Below are 16,229 nucleotides of genomic sequence, written 5' to 3' on the forward strand. Positions count from 1 at the left end.
TTTCTATTCTGAACGTGAAACGACCGTCTCTTCAACCATCTTGTATTTGTACTTATAACGCTGGTTGACCAAGCAAATTCCAGCCACCATCACCAAGCTAACCAAAAGGTAGTTCAAGAGAGCTCCATGATCCCCAATGATTGGTGGACGCCGTAAGAAGCCATAATCCCCTTTCGTCAATAGGTTCACCAAGAAAATCAAGGCATTCATGCCAAAGGTGATCTTAAAGATTCTCAAGGTATCTTGTTTTTCAGATTGGTAATAATCTTGCAGGTAAATCAAACTATTGGCAAGCAAGGCCCAGTGGCTAAAAATTAGATTCAGAACGGTGATATGAGGGAAAGGGAAGGGATCAAAGGCTGGGTAAACCAAGGCCGCAATCGACCCTAGAACTCCCAAGAGAGCAAAATATTGCTTGATATAGGTCCCTCTAGGTGCAAAGAGAATCACCAGCATGGCCAAGCGGCAATGATAGAAAGGCAAATTATCCGTCAAAGGCATGTGGGCTAGAATATACCAAGCATTAATGGTCAAGACTTGGATCAACTGTGCCCAATACCAAAAGCGTTGGTAACTTTTGGACCGTGCATGTCTAATGGAGAAGTAGCCAACCACCAACAAAGAAGCTGGCAGAATGAAATACCAGAGCCCAAATTCAGGTGGGGCTGATTTTTGGTTTGTAAACAATAAATCCCAAAGTGTCATTTTCACATTCCTTTAATTTATAGATCATTTTTAATCACAATACAAATCTCGTTTTCCATCATAGACCTCCCAAAGGAAGTTCAATTGTTCTTCTGTATTGCGCTTGGTAGAAAGAGCAGGTATTTTTTCTCTCTCAAAAAAGGCAAGGTCGGAAATTTCCTGGTTCTTTTCAAAATTTCCATCTAATAATTCACATTCAAATACCAATTTCACATATTGGCGACTTTGCAATTGGTAGCGATTGGTATCAAATACTGCCAACAATCTGATTACACGCGCAGAATAGCCCGTTTCTTCTTGGATTTCCTTTAAAATGTTTTCCGTCGGAGAATAGCCAACCTCACCAAAGCCACCCGGCAAGGCCCAGGTCTCTTCTCCCTGACCTTTCACCAGACAAAGTTTTCCATCTTTGACAATCCATGCCCTAACATCAATCAAGGGAGTGTCGTAATGGTCTGTCGGGCGAAACAAATCCGATAATTCTTGTGGATTCAAATCAGTCGCTTCTCTCACAAGATCCTGTAAAATGGCACGAATATCCTGATAGCGCTCTTGATCAAATGGATCTTTTGAGAACGCTAAGCCTGTATTAGTGATTGAAATCAAGCGCTGAATGTTCTTTAGCACATTATTACTCGCCATTCTCCAACTCCTCTACCAATTTGGCTAAATTCATAGAATTGCTTCCCTTGATGAGGATTTGGTCCTGCTCTTTTAAGCTTTCCTTGACTTGTTTGACCAGGTCCTCAAACTGGTCTTTCTCAGCGGTCTTTTTGAAATAATAGACATGTCCGAGTGGGAACATCTGACTCGCTAATTGAGCCAGTCCCGCAATATCTTGACCGTAGAAAATAACGGTATCCAAGACATCCGGTGACAGGCTGAGAATCATTTGGTTGTGCAGATCAATAGATTGCTCCCCTAGTTCTTTCATATCCGCTAAGACCGCTAGCTTGCGGCCATTTGGATTGGCAGGAATGGTCGAGAAGGTTTCTAAAATCAGGCGCATGGCCGTCGGATTGGCATTGTAGACATCGGATAGGATATCCGCTCCGTTACTTGCCTTCTTCCATTCTGTGCGGTTCTTCGTAAGCTCTAGGCCTTTAAAGCTTGCACGAATGGCCTCTTCGCTGACTCCTTCTTTTAGGGCAACATAGGTAGCAATCATGGCATTGGTCGCATTGTATTTACCTGTTACAGGAAGATCAATGGCTTCTTCTAAGAAATTCGCTTCAAAGGTCAAGCTGTCCTTGCGTTCGTCCAACTTGGTAATGCGGATATCTGCTCCTTCCCCAAATCGCACAAGTTCTTGTTGGTTGGGTAAAAAATCCTCTACAATGGGATCGGCTGGTACTAGGAGCAAGCCTCCAGCTGGCATGCCGTCCGCAATTTGCAATTTCCCTTTAGCGATTTCTTTGCGATCTTTGAAAAACTCCAGGTGAGCTTCCCCAATGAGGGTCACGATGGCTGCTTTTGGATGGGCAATTTCTGAGAGGAGGTGGATATCTCCCAGATGGTCCTGTCCCATTTCAAGGACAAGCTTCTCTGTCCCTTCTGGCATATGGAGAACCGTGTAAGGGAGACCAATCTCATTATTGTAGTTCCCTTGTGTTTTATAGGTTTTATAAGTAGTAGACAGCAGTTGAGCCAACATATCTTTGGTCGTTGTCTTACCGTTTGAACCAGTGACTGCCAAGACATCTACTTGACTCTTCTCCAAAACATATTGGGCTAATTTTTGAAAGGCCGCTAGAACATCATCTACCAATAAATAAGGGTGGCCTTCTACTTCTTTTTCAGACAAGGTCGCTACAGCCCCATTTTCAAAGGCGGTTTCAATAAAATCATGCCCATCACGCGCCCCCTTGAGAGGGACAAAGAGATCCCCCGGGCCAATGAGACGACTATCAAATTCTGGTTTCTGTAAAACAAAATCTTCAAATTGACTGATATCATTGCTAGCAGCCAGGACACGAGCCACTTCGTGCAAGGTTACATTCATGGTATTCTCCTCTAAAAAGTGGGAGCAGGAAGAAAAGCGACTCCTCTATGAGTTGACTTCATCTCCCACTCCCGCTAGGAACAGTTTCTTAAAGTAAGTGCGCTTCACGCGTTTCAAAGGTTTCTTTGGCTAATTCTACCAAGCGCTCGATTAAATCAGGATAGGCCAAGCCCATGTTATCCCAAAGTAAAGGATACATAGACCATTGGGTAAAGCCAGGCATGGTATTGAGCTCATTCAAGTAGATGCCCCCGTCCTCTGTGTAGAAGAAATCACAACGGGAGAGACCTTTGCCACCAATGGCACGGAAGGCTAGTTCTGCATTCTGACGCATGGTCGCAGCAACTTCTGCTGGGATTTCAGCCGGAATTGCCATCGTAATCTTATTATCGATGTATTTGGCTTCGTAGTCATAAAAGGCTACATCTTTGACCACTTCACCAGGGAGGGTACTTTTCACATCGTAGTTGCCTAATAGTCCCACTTCGATTTCGCGCGCTACGACACCTTGCTCAACCAGAACACGGCTATCGTATTTAAAGGCCAATTCCAAAGACTGACGGAGTTCTGCCTGGTTCTCTGCTTTTGAAATCCCAACACTAGAGCCCATATTAGAAGGCTTGGTAAAGACCGGATAAGTTAATTCTTTTTCGATCAAGGCAATCTTAGCCTCTAGGTCGTCTCCTTCAAGGACAGCCACATAAGGAACTTGTGGAATCCCTGCAGATTCTAGGACCCGTTTCGTGGTAATCTTGTCCATCGCCACACTAGAAGAAAGGATATCACAGCCCACATAAGGGAGTTTCAAGACTTCTAGGAAACCTTGAACCGATCCATCTTCGCCCATCGGTCCATGAAGGACTGGAAAGACAACCGCTCCTTCTTGGTAGATGCTGCTCGAAGATACTTTTGCGTCCCAATCAATGGTCTCATTGGTCATTAAGCGTTCGGTTTCAGCAGGCTTCTCTTCAAAGGTTTGGGTCTTGATGAAGTCCCCAGCCTGAGTAATGAAATAGGTCTCGACCGAATACTTGTCATAATTAATCGCCCGCATGACGCTTTCAGCTGAAAGTACAGACACTTCGCGCTCTGCGCTACGGCCACCATAAAGAAGTACAATTTTTTCTTTTGCCATTGTTTGGTCCTAATCCTTTGTTTAATTTTGTGCTTCCTGATTGACTTGTCAGAAGCACTCCTCACATACGAGTTCGTCCCTCTAGTATACCACACTTTAAAAAGAAAGAAAACGAGGGAGAACACCTAAAAAACAAAAAGAGAGTGGGACAGAAATCAGTCATTCGTTAGAATTCGATTTCGTCGTCCCACCTCCGCACAGCTTCAACAGTCTGGGAGACTGTTGAAGGTTGCAGATAAAGGAAACTTTGTTTCCCTCATTAGGTCATATTTGGAGCTTAAAAAGCGAACAAAGAGCCCACTCAACCACTGCGTCTTGCTCGACAATCAAAAAATAATTGAGAGGCTAGGACTTTTGTCCCAGCCTCTCTGTAACCGCTTATAACTCGGTTCGATTTTCAATCGCTCGAAGAAGGGTCACTTCATCCGCATACTCGATATCGGCTCCGACGGCTAATCCACGTGCCAGGCGGGTCACTTTGATACCAGCTGGTTTGAGGACGCGTGAGATATACATAGAAGTTGCTTCCCCATCTGCTGTTGCATTGGTCGCCACAATCACTTCTTGGACCTCATGATCCATTAATCGTGTGATCAAGGACTTGAGATTAATATCATCCGGTCCGACCCCATTCATGGGCGAAATCAAGCCATGAAGGACATGGTAGCGTCCGTGGTACTCCTGGATATTTTCCATGGCCGACACATCTCGACTATCTTCCACCACTAAGATGGTCGATGGATCGCGAGTCTCGTCTCGACAAATGGCACACTCTTCTTCATCTGTTAGGTTCCCACAGATGGAACAATAGCTTAATTCCCGCTTTGCTGACAAGAGATTTTTAGCAAACTCATTGACATCATCATCACTCATTCCGATGGTATAAAAGGCCAGACGAGTTGCCGTCTTGATCCCAATACCAGGGAGCTTCGAATAACTTTCAATTAATTTTGCGATAGGTGTTGGATAGAGCATAGCTTCCTTTCTAATTCATAGGATGTTTTTGCTGGTAGAGATTGATAATCTCTCTGGTAATACTGTGACTAACTGTCGCTTGGAGATTGGTGTTGTGAGGAAAGACCACTGCAACTGCAATCTGAGGATTTTCAGATGGAGCATAGGCGATGACATTGGTATTTACAGCAGGGGTCCCACCATTTACAAATGTTTCTGCAGTCCCGGTCTTCGCACTGATTGGAACTGACGCACCTTCTCCGATGGTTTTACCAGTTGTTAAGCCACTGGTTCCGTATACAACCTGATAAAAACCTTGTTTGATGATGGCTAGATTTTCGGGGGTTAGAGCCACTTGATTGAGTTCTTTTGTTGCAATCTCTTCTTTCAGAGGGCCCAAGCCTCCCTTGGCGTCATTTTCATAGATCCCTTGGACCAGGTGTGGAGCTACACGTTTCCCATCGTTAGCAATGGTTGCAACATATTGAGCCAACTGCATAGGCGTATAGTTATCAAACTGACCAAAAGCGTCTGTTAGGTAATTGCCAATAGTATACTCTTTGGGAACATAGCCCGTCGATTCGTTCGGAAGGTCAATCCCTGTTTCTGTTCCCAGACCATAGGAGGCGAAAGTCGAACGCAGTTTCTCCATAGCAGGATCCAATTGATCCGTCTTTAAGGTCATATTAGGCTGATAGGGTTGACCCATCAAATCAAGAGCAATCTGCACCATATAGGTGTTGGAAGAATATTCTAACGCTTGCACCGCGTTGATTTCTTGGCTTCCAAACTGGGTGAACCAAGAAGTAATTGGAGCTGAACCAGAAAATGAGATTGGTTGATCCAATAAGACTTGATTCCCAGAAATCACCCCATTTTCCCATCCTGCTGTCAAGGTAGCCGCTTTAACAACCGAACCTGGGACAAAGACATTGGTCACCGTCCCTAAAGCATCAGGAGTAAGATCTTGAGAACCGGCTTCATGCTTCATCCCCGCCATAGCAAGGATTTTACCGGTTTTAGGATCCAAGGCAACAGCATAGACCCCTTCTGAGTAAGTCGCATTGCCAGCAGCTAATTCTGCTTGGAAGGACTTTCTCAAGATATCTTCCACTCCTCTTTGGAAATCCAAATCAATCGAAAGCTTGATATTATTCCCTTTGCTTCCTTTTGAGAGGGTTTTGATCTTTTCGACATTGCCATTCTTGTCCAAATGGATTTCTTTTTCAACCCGTTCTCCTTGGAGGACAGACTCATATTGTTTTTCTAAATAAGAAGTTCCGACGCGATCATTTAAGGCATAGCCTTTTTCCAAATAATCATCGGCTTCTTCAGCTGGTAGACCGGCTTGCTCTGTCGACACACTACCGACAATAGAAGCCAAAGGACTATCGACTACTTTTCGATCCCAACTCGTGATCACTTCAAATCCTGGAAATTCTTTTAAATGATCTTTGACTGTCGTCACCTGCTCATCGGACATCGGATCCGTCACAATCGTAGCACTGGCGAAGTTTTCGACTGCATTCATTTGGCTAAAGAGATAGATGGCCTTTTTTTCTTCATCCGTATAGCCTAATTTAGCTGGGTCAATACTGTCCACCGCATACTGGTAGATTTTCGCTTCTGGAAGTGGGTTACCATCCGTATCGATGCGTTCCTCCTTCGGCAGTTTGTCCACTACTTCTTTGTAGACTTCTGTGTTTGCGAGATAAAAGTCAATTTCTTGACGCTTGGTGACTTGAGGATTTGACACGCTTACGTAATTTAGGAGAAGCTGTGCTGTTTGACGCATCTCTTCCGCAGTAAATTTATTGCTACGTGTAAAGGACAAGACCTTCTTATCGACATTCTCTACCAGCGGCTGACCAGAAGCATCATAAATCTGTCCCCGGATACTTCCTCTTGTTAAATGTTTTTTGGTAGCTTTTGCTAATTTTTGTGTATAAAAGCCTTGATGAGTAATCTGCATGTACCCTAGTCGAGCAATTAAAATCAGAAAGAGGGTACAAACAATGCTGAATAGTAAATAAAGTCGCCTAGTAATCCACCGATTATCAAATTTTCTCACCTTCGCATTCGCTTTTTTTGAACGTTTCGATTTTCGAGCCATACCTCTCCTTTCATCTGGATTCTCAGCCCCAGCCCCTATCAAGGCAACCTAAAAATAGGATAACTTTAAAGGGAACCTGAGGAATATTTCTATTTTAAACTCAACCTCCATTATAGCACATTTCATCCAGACGCGAGTCGCTAGACCGGATAAAAAAATAGCCATTGTGAACTCCATGGCAACTATTCTTTTAGCAATATGAACAATATAAACAATTTTCTACCAAAAGCGGATCCTTCATCAAATCACAAGAGACAGGAGACTGGATATTTTTTGGTATAATAGAAGCATCGACAAAGTTAGTAAAGGAAACGATATGAAACTAATCTCATGGAATATTGACTCATTGAATGCCGCCTTGACGAGTGACTCTGCGCGCGCGAAGCTCTCGCAAGACGTCCTCCTTACCTTGGTTGCAGAGGATGCGGATATCATTGCCATTCAGGAAACAAAATTATCTGCCAAAGGACCAACGAAAAAACACTTAGAGGTCTTAGCAGAACTCTTCCCTGGTTATGAAAACACCTGGCGCTCCTCTGTAGAACCAGCCCGCAAAGGCTATGCAGGAACCATGTTCCTCTACAAAAAAGAATTGACACCAACGGTAACCTTCCCAGAAATCGGTGCTCCCTCTACCATGGATGTCGAAGGTCGAATTATTACTCTTGAATTTGATGACTTCTTTGTGACCCAGGTCTATACTCCGAATGCTGGAGATGGGCTCAAACGCTTAGAAGAACGCCAAATCTGGGATGCCAAATATGCAGACTACTTGGCAGAACTAGACCAGCAAAAACCTGTCCTGGCAACAGGAGACTACAACGTAGCCCACAAGGAAATCGACTTGGCCAATCCAGCCAGCAACCGTCGTTCCCCAGGCTTTACCGACGAAGAGCGCGCTGGCTTCACCAACTTGCTAGCCAAAGGATTCACTGATACTTTCCGCCACTTGCATGGGGACCTTCCAGATCAATATACTTGGTGGGCACAACGTAGCAAGACATCTAAAATCAACAACACAGGCTGGAGAATTGACTACTGGCTCACTTCTAACCGAATTGCGGACAAGGTGACCAAGTCAGCTATGATTGACTCAGGTGCCCGTCAAGACCATACACCAATTGTCATGGAGATTGATCTCTAAGGAGAAAACGAATGGACTATCAAGCTGTCATCCCTGAATTTGTCGTATCGGATATCGAGAAATCGCGTCACTTCTACTGCGACTTATTGGGATTCTCTATCCAATACGAGCGTCCTGAGGAAAAATTCCTCTTTCTCTCGCTTGAAGACTGCCAGCTGATGCTAGAAGAAGGCAAGGAAGAAGAATTAGCCCAACTGACCTATCCTTTCGGGCGCGGTGTCAATATTTCCTTTGGTATCAAGGATGTCCCTCAGCTCCACCAAAAACTGTTGGAAGCCGAATATCCCATCCATCGTCCGCTGATAAAAAGAGAATTTCGAGTCGGAGATAGCTTTATCTATCCTCAGGAATTTGCGATTTTGGATCCAGATGGTTATTTCTTAAGATTTAGCGAATAAGAAAAAGGGGGCTCTTGGCCTCTTTTTCAGTAGGTAACTATCCATTGACAGGCTTGTAAATCTATAGTCAAAAACAGTTGCTAAACCCTATGAAATCAACATGTCAAAGAACTTTGATAGCCCTTTTTTATAAAATTGAGTAGAATGAAATCAGGAAGCGAGGAAATCTTATGCAAGTAGGAAAACAAATCCAGCACTATCGTAAAGAGAATAACTTATCTCAAGACGAATTAGCTGAAATTATCTTTGTCAGCCGTCAATCCATTTCCAACTGGGAACGCGGCGCAACCTATCCTGATATTCAAAACCTGCTCTTACTAAGCAAGGTCTTTGAAGTGTCATTGGACAAACTAGTCAAAGGAGATTTGGAAACCATGAAACAAATTATTCACGACCAAGAATTTATGCGCTATCAAAAAGATGAAGTGGTCTTTAGCTTACTGCTAATTGGCAGTCCTATCATCAGCACTCCCCTCATTCTTTATTTGGATGGATACGGTATCGCTATTAGTTGCTTGATTCTTGCTGTCGCTATATTCTACGCCCTACGCATTGAGAAATTCAAGAAAAAGCATAATCTTCGTACTTATCGCCAGATTGTCGCCTATGAACAAGGACGCAGTCTGAGCGAGATTGAAGAAGCGGAAGAAAGGGGTAAAGCTCCCTACCAAAGAATCCTCCTTCCTATTCTATTTGGCCTTGGAATTGGCGCTATTACTCTACTGATTTCTTGGCTCTTACTGACGTTCTTCCCTATCAAATAAAAGCGAAGTCATTAGACCTCGCTTTTTAACTGTCTTTAAAGTTATACAATTGCGGATAGTGATCACATTCAGGATTTTTAGGATGGCAGATAGCCCGTCCAAAATAGATCATGGCCTGATGAGCTGGGAGCCAGCGTTCAGGAGGAAGAACGTCCATGACTCGTTTTTCCACTTCTAATGGTGTTGCTGATTTCTTGACGATGTCATGGTGCTTGCAAATCCGCTCTACATGGGTATCAACAGCAAAGGCAGGAATTCCGAAACCGACACTCATGACCACATTGGCTGTCTTGCGTCCCACTCCGGCTAAACTCTCCAGTTCCTCCCGTGTCTGAGGGACTTGGCCATCAAAGTTGTCCAACAATTGTTGGGCACATTTTTTGAGAAACTTAGCCTTATTGCGATAGAGACCTAATTTGGAAATATGCTTGGCAATGTCGGCTTCACTAGCGACCGCCATGGCTTGAGGAGTTGGGAAAGCCTCAAACAAGGCAGGAGTTGCCTTATTAACCGCCGCATCCGTTGTTTGAGCAGAGAGCATCACCGCTACTAATAATTCAAAATGATTGCGAAAGTCCAAACTTGGCTGAGCATCCGGAAAGAGGGCAATAATTTCTTCAATCACATGACGTGCCCGTTTTTTTGATAAGACCATAACTTCTCCTTTGCATTACTAGACTTTATTATAGCATGAAGTCAGTCTATTTCTAAAAAAATCAGCTTCAGAAAAGGACTGGTCCGTAGACGAGTCCTTTTCTATTAGTCTATAAAATGAGTATGTTTGGTAACCCATTGAGTAACCTTGATATTTAACCAGAACACATAGATTCCAAATGTAATGATGGTAAAGAACCACCATTTGATCCAATTACCAAACAATTGCATAGCTGTTCCATCAAAGTATTGACGATGACCATCAATCACGGTATGCTTGACCTTCCAGTTATACATAATACACATGCCCCAAGGAGCACATATACCGAAAGTAAATACTGTAATTAATGTTGATAATAAAACATGGCCAATATATGAAAGTAGGCCTCCATCAAAATATGATTCCCGATACATGTTCAATCTCTCTATCTTTTTCTATACTAATCTCTTCAAGAAAGTCATCAAGGTTTGAGCAGAACGCTCGCCAGCCTCTACGATAAATTCATCAAAAGAGATATTAGCTGCGTGATCTGCCGTGTCACTCATAGCCCGAATAACCATGAAAGGACGGCCAGCTGCATGAGCCGCTTGGGCAATAGCTGCCCCTTCCATTTCAACGGCCAATACTTCTGGGAAATGTTCCCTAATCGCTGCGACTTTTTCTTCACTCGCGATAAAGCTATCCCCAGTCGCAATCAGGCCAACATGGGTTGGTGTTTGTTCCTCAGCTAGCACTTTTTTCATCTCTGAAACAAAATAGCGGCTGGATTCAAAGTAAAGAGGTTGCCCTGCCATCTGGCCATAGTCATAACCAAAAGCTGTCACATCGACATCATGGTAGGCCAATTTGTCCGCTAGGACGATATCTCCAACAGCCATCCCTGGTGCTACGGCACCTGCAGAACCTGTATTGATAATGGCTTCCACCTTAAAATCGTTGGCCAACACAGCCACACTCATGGCTGACATGACTTTTCCGATACCACTTTCAACCAAGACCACTTCATGGCGACCAATCGACCCTGTATAGTAGACCTTTCCTAGGCGAAGGTGTTTCTCTCCGTTCTGCAAAGCTTCCACTAAGATTTTTAATTCTTGTGGCATGGCCGCAATGATTCCAATTTTCATATTCGTCACTCCTTTAGTAGACGCAGCTTATAAGCGCCAGATTGCAAGAATTAACAAGATGAGGAGCAGGATGACCCAAAATAAGATCTTATTCAATTTTGATTGAATCACCTCATCTTTTTGGTTCTCAATCCGACGGCTCTTGGTCACTGTAGGTTGGACTCTGATTGGAATAGTCTCCTGAGGATACGATGCTCCATGTCCACTATCTCCTTCCCCTGAGGTCACTGGCCGTTCATAACCAAATCCCCTGTTTCCAGTCGGGAGAATTTTTGTTTCTTCCTCATCAAAGAGAGGGGGACCAGAGATAGCTTCTCCCCGGTTGGCCCGCTCAATCATTTCATCGGTTAATAAAGGTTTGCCCATGGGTGTCTCCTCTATTCTTTATTTGTTTTGTAGGTGTTTCCAATATTGAACTGCCATGATGGTTTTAGCATCGCAGATATCACCCGTTTGGATCAAGTCCTCCGCTTCTGCTAAAGTCACCTCAAGGAGTTCCAAGGTCTCGTCTTCATCTTGAGGGCGAGGATTTTCCACTTTTTTCAAGTTGGTCGCAGCATAAAGTTTGATCCGCTCATTGCAAAATCCAATGGCAGAATAAAAATCATACAACAACTCTAGATCCGCTGTGTAACCAATTTCTTCTTCCAATTCACGCAAAGCAGCTGCTTGAGGATCCGCATTTTCACCCTTTTCCAACTTCCCTGCTGGGATTTCTACAGAAGTCCTCTCGATCGCCTTGCGGTACTGCTTGACCAAAATGGTCTTGCCCTCATCTGTGATCGGTAAAACCGCTACTGCTCCATTATGGAAGATTAAATCACGCTGCGCTTGACCTTTTCCGTCAGGTAGTTCCACTTGATCTGTGACTACTTGGAAAATCGGTCCTTGATAAATCTCCTTGCGCTCAATGGTTTTTTCTTCAAATTGCATGAAAATCTCCTATTTATTTTTAGGATGGTGGGGAAGGCGAGTCGCGTACTCATCTTTATTGACTTGGCGACCACGACCAATCGCAATCGCATCTGCTGGCACATCCTTGGTAATGGTAGATCCAGCACCGACTAGAGAATTATCTCCTAGCTCAACTGGAGCAATGATGGTCGAATTCGAACCGACAAAGACATTGTTGCCAATTACTGTCTTGTATTTATTTTTCCCATCATAGTTGACGGTAATGGTTCCCGCACCAAAGTTGACGTTGCTGCCAACTTCACAGTTGCCAATGTAGGTCAGATGACCAGCTTTGGTATTTTCGCCAATAGACGAACCTTTGACTTCGACAAAGTTTCCAATATGGACATCTTTTGCCAAGCTAGATCCAGGACGAATATGGGCGTAAGGTCCTACTGTCACACCATCCGCTACCGTGCTCTCTTCAATCATAGAGTTGGTAATAACGGCACCTGAACCGATTTCACTGTCCACGATATAGGTTCCATTGGTTAAGACTGTCTCGGCCCCAATTTTTGTGTGCCCTTTTAGAGTGACATTGGCTTCGATTTGTACTTCTGGTGCGATCTCAACATCGATATCGATATAGGCCGCATCAGGATTAACAAAGCTCACTCCATTCACCATATGAGCTTGGTTAATGCGGCGACGCATGATGCCTTCTGCTGTCGCAAGGGCTACGCGGTCGTTAACGCCGAGGCTTTCATCAAAGTCTTTGAGCGTATAGGCTCCAACTTTCTCTCCTGCTTCTCGGAAAATCCCAATCACGTCTGTGATATAGTATTCGCCTTGGGCATTGTTGGTGTTGATATTCTTCAACGCTTCAAAGAGGCGGGCATTGTCAAAGACATAAGTTCCTGTATTGATTTCTTTGATTTGCTTTTCAAAATCTGTCGCATCTTTTTGCTCGACGATGCGAAGCACTTCCGCATTGTCATTACGGACAATCCGGCCATAACCAAATGGATTAGCTGCCTCTGCTGTTAAAATCGTTGCCACATTCTTGTGGTTGATATGGAAATCGATCAAGTGTTTGAGGCTTTCACCCGTAATCAAAGGTGTATCCCCTGCAATGACAAGGGTGTGACCTTCCAAGGCTTCAAGAACTGGCTCCGCCATCATCACAGCGTGACCTGTTCCTAACTGCTCCGTTTGCTTGACAAATTCTGTTTGTCCCGCTAAGACTTGCTCCACCAATTCAGCCTTGTGGCCCACAACCGTTACAGTCTTTTCGGGTGAGATGGCTCCAACACTACGGAAAACGTGTTCCAACATAGAGATCCCAGCAACCTTGTGTAGAACCTTCGGCAAATCTGATTTCATACGGGTACCTTTTCCCGCTGCTAAAATAATGGCATAATTTGGCATATACATTCTCTTTTCTGTACAATATCGCTTACATTATACCATTTTTTAGCCCTTTTGGAAAATTAGATCCGAACCAAAGGGAGTGGGAAAGAAATCGGTCATTCGTTAGAATTCGATTTCGTCGTCCCACCTCCGCACAGTTGAGCAGGGCTGTAAAAGCTGATGAAATCAGCGTAGTAGAGCCCACTCAACCACTGCGTCTTGCTCGACAATCCAAAGACAATTGAGAGGCTGGGACTTTTGTCTCAGCCTCTTGTCCTATATTGGATAAACCTTACGAAATTCTTCTAAAACAACCTTACTATCAGGGGTAAAAGTCAACCCTGCTTCTCCAAAGCAGTCTTTGAAAAAATCTTCATGAACCTGACGCCAATAAGCTAGAGATTTGTCTCCCTCACCTTCCTTGTAAGCATGGTCAGCTGACACTTGATGAAAAGGCTGAACGGAAACCTTGGTGATTTCGACAATGCAGACAGCCTGATCTTGACTGTCTAAAATGACATCAAAGGTCCCTTCTTGGGGAAGGGGTTCGTCCTCTAGTGTATAGAGGTCGTAAGCAGAGGCTGTTGCCGTCTTTTCACCTTTTAAAACTAAGTCAGCCAAGAGATCAGCTTCCACTCCAAAAGCCCAGGCATCTATCTCATCTCCAATCGAGGGGTTGATTTGCTTGTAGGCTTTCCACATTTCTTGAGGTGTCATGGGGGCTCCTTTGTAATTTTTTACTCTCTTCTTTTATGCGTTTGAGATGGTCTGGATGGTCAATTTCTAAATCAAAAATCTCTGGAATAGAGCTGTAATGGAGAATACATTCGATACCCATCTGATTCATTTTTTGTATGAAAGAAAGATTCAGATAACCTGCTACAGCGAAATCAATCTTTTTAGTCTTTGCTTTTTCCTGCATCTGTCTCAGCATATCTAACATAATTGGATTTTCCATATCATGCCATTGACTGTTTCTCACAGTCGCAAAAATAAAAGAAGTTAAATCATTCATTCCAACTACAATCTTTGAAATACCAGTTTCCAGTATCCTGTCCAAGTCGAAATAAGCTGATGGTAATTCAATCATCGTGCCGACTTTCCCGGTAAAACCATACTGACGCAATACTGTAATAGCTTGTTTTAATTGTTCGGCATCATTGACAAAAGGAAAAATAACAGACAGATTGAGATTGGTTTGAAAAACTTCTGTAACAACATTTGTCTCAGCCTGAAATTCATCTGGACACGCCAACAAACGCCTGATACCTCTGTATCCAAATAAGGGGTGGCGTTCGTCAAAATACTCTTTAGTCCCGTCTAGACTATTTGCTTCTGCATTTGTTAACTCTGAAAAGCGATACCAGACTTCTTCATCTGAGTACAAATGACAAATAGTGTCTAGATAATCTTTCACAAATTGCTGACAATTTGGTAACAGGATGTTTTGGTTGAGCTCTCTTAGCAAGTATTCCCCACGAATCATACCAATGTGGTGAAATAGTTGAAGATAAACTTTTTCAATAATTTTTTCTCCACTAAGAGCCAGTTGATTTTGCATGTCCATTCACCTCGTCTTATAAGATACAATATCAGATATCATTATACGACACTTCCCTCTAGTTCAAAAGCTTCATAAGGTTCAACTAACTCATATCCTAAAAATTCTGCTACTTTTTTGGAAGCCTCGTTATGAGCATCCCAAAGTGGAAACATATCTCTGTTTAAACTCTCTAGAATCATTGCAGCACCAAGCTTTTTAGCAAATCCATTTCCTTGTTCGTTTGGTCTAGTTGCAACTTCCACTTCAACTGCACCTTGGTAAACTAACCCTGAGGAAATCCCAGCAATCAGTTCTTTATTTTTAAGAATCACAAAGCCAAATCCACCTTTTAAAGCAAAATCCTGATAGGATTCAAAATCCCCTTGTAAATCTTGTGACCATTCTTCCTCAGAAAAGCTGTCATAAATATGATTATCAATAGGCACAATATTGTAATCTTCCTCTAACTGACTAACTAGATTATTTAGAAATTCAACTTGAAAATTTGCCTTATCTTTAAAAGAATAACGAGTAAAAGAAATTAGCTCCACTTTCTGATGCAGAAAATCTTGCCAATTGGTATTTTCTGAAATAATAATCCTATAATCTAGACCATATTGCCTAACAAAATCTTCCCAAAATCTAGAATTTAGCTCCCCTGCTAGGTATAGAAAATTCCCAATATCATAAAAGCTCGTTGTCCTATCACTGTTTCGATAAACAGTCCCGATTTGAGATTTAAGACCATAGAGAACCATATATTTCTTCCATGTTTTAAATAGTTCCATTATCCCTCTATTTTACCTTCCAATTCTTATAGCTTGTCCGTTCTAATTCTGGAAATCCTCGTAACTCCGCCTTGGCCTTCAATACTAAAGGCGAGGCATTTTCTTCGGTCATCTGCTCAAGAGGAAGCCAAATTGCATTTGCTGAATCATTGCTTCCATCAAGAAGCTCCTGAGGAAGGGATTGTTGAGAGCGTTCGAAATCGAGGACGATATCATAAAAGGCCATGATATGGTGTACTGCGAAATCTTGCCCTTCTTCCTGAACCAGCACATCATAAATCCTAGGTTTTGAATAAGAGCTTATCGCATATCCTGTCTCTTCCTGAACTTCTCTCTTGAGAGTTTCTGTCAACCCCTCACCGAGTTCCTGACTACCACCCGGTAAATCAAAACGATACTGATAAGGTCCTCTCGTTTTCTCAATGCAGAGAAGTTTCCCGTCTTGAAAACAGACTCCATATACACCAAAGTGTTTTTTGATTTCCATATTCCATTCTTTCTAATACTCAATGAAAATCAAAGAGCAAACCAGGAAGCTAGCCGCAGGCTGTACTTGAGTACGGCAAGGCGAAGCTGACGTGGTTTGAATTTGATTTT

19 protein-coding genes are annotated in these 16,229 nt (G+C 43.1%); 3 read left to right on the forward strand and 16 right to left on the reverse strand.

All coding sequences use genetic code 11. The annotated features are described in order from the left end of the window. Positions 1 to 3 precede the first annotated feature (3 nt). The 6 genes from ACOXXR_RS06615 to pbp2b all read right to left on the reverse strand — a co-directional run bounded on the left by ACOXXR_RS06615 (position 4) and on the right by pbp2b (position 6,909). Positions 4 to 705, reverse strand: a complete 702-nt coding sequence (locus tag ACOXXR_RS06615) for a YwaF family protein (protein WP_123160061.1) — start codon at positions 703 to 705, stop codon at positions 4 to 6. Between the two features lie 30 nt (positions 706 to 735). Further along, positions 736 to 1,347, reverse strand: a complete 612-nt coding sequence (locus ACOXXR_RS06620) for an NUDIX hydrolase (RefSeq protein WP_023022628.1) — start codon at positions 1,345 to 1,347, stop codon at positions 736 to 738. Beyond that, entirely contained in the window at positions 1,337 to 2,707 is a 1,371-nt protein-coding gene (locus ACOXXR_RS06625) for a UDP-N-acetylmuramoyl-tripeptide--D-alanyl-D-alanine ligase (protein ID WP_445278315.1), read from the reverse strand. The genes ACOXXR_RS06620 and ACOXXR_RS06625 overlap by 11 nt, the downstream gene beginning before the upstream one ends. A gap of 88 nt (positions 2,708 to 2,795) precedes the next feature. Next, positions 2,796 to 3,842, reverse strand: coding sequence for a D-alanine--D-alanine ligase (locus ACOXXR_RS06630; RefSeq protein WP_445278316.1), 1,047 nt, complete (start codon positions 3,840 to 3,842; stop codon positions 2,796 to 2,798). A 378-nt stretch (positions 3,843 to 4,220) separates the two neighbouring features. Continuing rightward, the gene (gene recR / locus ACOXXR_RS06635; protein WP_006596694.1) at positions 4,221 to 4,817 is read right to left on the reverse strand and encodes a recombination mediator RecR; all 597 of its coding nucleotides are present in this window, start codon (positions 4,815 to 4,817) and stop codon (positions 4,221 to 4,223) included. A gap of 10 nt (positions 4,818 to 4,827) precedes the next feature. Then, the gene (gene pbp2b / locus ACOXXR_RS06640) at positions 4,828 to 6,909 is read right to left on the reverse strand and encodes a penicillin-binding protein PBP2B (protein ID WP_445278317.1); all 2,082 of its coding nucleotides are present in this window, start codon (positions 6,907 to 6,909) and stop codon (positions 4,828 to 4,830) included. Positions 6,910 to 7,225: 316 nt separating this feature from the next. On the opposite strand from pbp2b, the gene ACOXXR_RS06645 reads away from it, so the two are divergent. The 3 genes from ACOXXR_RS06645 (at position 7,226) to ACOXXR_RS06655 (ending at position 9,215) form a co-directional block, all read left to right on the forward strand. Further along, positions 7,226 to 8,053: an exodeoxyribonuclease III gene (locus ACOXXR_RS06645; protein ID WP_445278318.1), complete on the forward strand. Its 828-nt coding sequence runs from the start codon at positions 7,226 to 7,228 to the stop codon at positions 8,051 to 8,053. Between the two features lie 11 nt (positions 8,054 to 8,064). Next, positions 8,065 to 8,451 carry a bleomycin resistance protein gene (locus ACOXXR_RS06650; RefSeq protein ID WP_125335322.1) on the forward strand — a complete coding sequence of 129 codons (387 nt, stop codon included), beginning with the start codon at positions 8,065 to 8,067 and terminating at the stop codon, positions 8,449 to 8,451. Between the two features lie 170 nt (positions 8,452 to 8,621). After that, a complete protein-coding gene (locus ACOXXR_RS06655; RefSeq protein WP_445278319.1) occupies positions 8,622 to 9,215 on the forward strand; it encodes a helix-turn-helix domain-containing protein in 594 nt (197 codons plus the stop codon). Positions 9,216 to 9,240: 25 nt separating this feature from the next. Here the strand turns inward: ACOXXR_RS06655 and nth are convergent, their stop codons facing one another. The 10 genes from nth to ACOXXR_RS06705 form a co-directional block, all read right to left on the reverse strand. Beyond that, the gene (gene nth, locus ACOXXR_RS06660) at positions 9,241 to 9,870 is read right to left on the reverse strand and encodes an endonuclease III (RefSeq protein WP_120702221.1); all 630 of its coding nucleotides are present in this window, start codon (positions 9,868 to 9,870) and stop codon (positions 9,241 to 9,243) included. A 104-nt stretch (positions 9,871 to 9,974) separates the two neighbouring features. After that, positions 9,975 to 10,283, reverse strand: coding sequence for a hypothetical protein (locus ACOXXR_RS06665; protein ID WP_023026545.1), 309 nt, complete (start codon positions 10,281 to 10,283; stop codon positions 9,975 to 9,977). Positions 10,284 to 10,304: 21 nt separating this feature from the next. Then, the gene (locus ACOXXR_RS06670) at positions 10,305 to 10,997 is read right to left on the reverse strand and encodes a 5'-methylthioadenosine/adenosylhomocysteine nucleosidase (RefSeq protein ID WP_023026543.1); all 693 of its coding nucleotides are present in this window, start codon (positions 10,995 to 10,997) and stop codon (positions 10,305 to 10,307) included. A gap of 27 nt (positions 10,998 to 11,024) precedes the next feature. Next, positions 11,025 to 11,363, reverse strand: coding sequence for a cell wall synthase accessory phosphoprotein MacP (gene macP / locus ACOXXR_RS06675; RefSeq protein WP_023026541.1), 339 nt, complete (start codon positions 11,361 to 11,363; stop codon positions 11,025 to 11,027). 18 nt (positions 11,364 to 11,381) lie between these two features. Next, on the reverse strand, positions 11,382 to 11,930 hold the full coding sequence (locus ACOXXR_RS06680) for an NUDIX hydrolase (protein WP_023026540.1): 549 nt from the start codon (positions 11,928 to 11,930) through the stop codon (positions 11,382 to 11,384). A gap of 9 nt (positions 11,931 to 11,939) precedes the next feature. Next, positions 11,940 to 13,319, reverse strand: a complete 1,380-nt coding sequence (gene glmU, locus ACOXXR_RS06685; RefSeq protein ID WP_042361008.1) for a bifunctional UDP-N-acetylglucosamine diphosphorylase/glucosamine-1-phosphate N-acetyltransferase GlmU — start codon at positions 13,317 to 13,319, stop codon at positions 11,940 to 11,942. A gap of 258 nt (positions 13,320 to 13,577) precedes the next feature. Beyond that, positions 13,578 to 14,018, reverse strand: a complete 441-nt coding sequence (locus ACOXXR_RS06690; RefSeq protein WP_023026536.1) for an ASCH domain-containing protein — start codon at positions 14,016 to 14,018, stop codon at positions 13,578 to 13,580. After that, a complete protein-coding gene (locus tag ACOXXR_RS06695) occupies positions 13,960 to 14,862 on the reverse strand; it encodes a putative PEP-binding protein (RefSeq protein WP_042361007.1) in 903 nt (300 codons plus the stop codon). The genes ACOXXR_RS06690 and ACOXXR_RS06695 overlap by 59 nt, the downstream gene beginning before the upstream one ends. A 41-nt stretch (positions 14,863 to 14,903) precedes the next feature. Next, the gene (locus tag ACOXXR_RS06700) at positions 14,904 to 15,632 is read right to left on the reverse strand and encodes a GNAT family N-acetyltransferase (RefSeq protein WP_023026532.1); all 729 of its coding nucleotides are present in this window, start codon (positions 15,630 to 15,632) and stop codon (positions 14,904 to 14,906) included. A 7-nt stretch (positions 15,633 to 15,639) separates the two neighbouring features. Next, positions 15,640 to 16,119: an NUDIX hydrolase gene (locus ACOXXR_RS06705; RefSeq protein WP_445278320.1), complete on the reverse strand. Its 480-nt coding sequence runs from the start codon at positions 16,117 to 16,119 to the stop codon at positions 15,640 to 15,642. Positions 16,120 to 16,229: the final 110 nt, after the last annotated feature.

Source organism: Streptococcus sp. KHUD_013 (assembly GCF_052588545.1).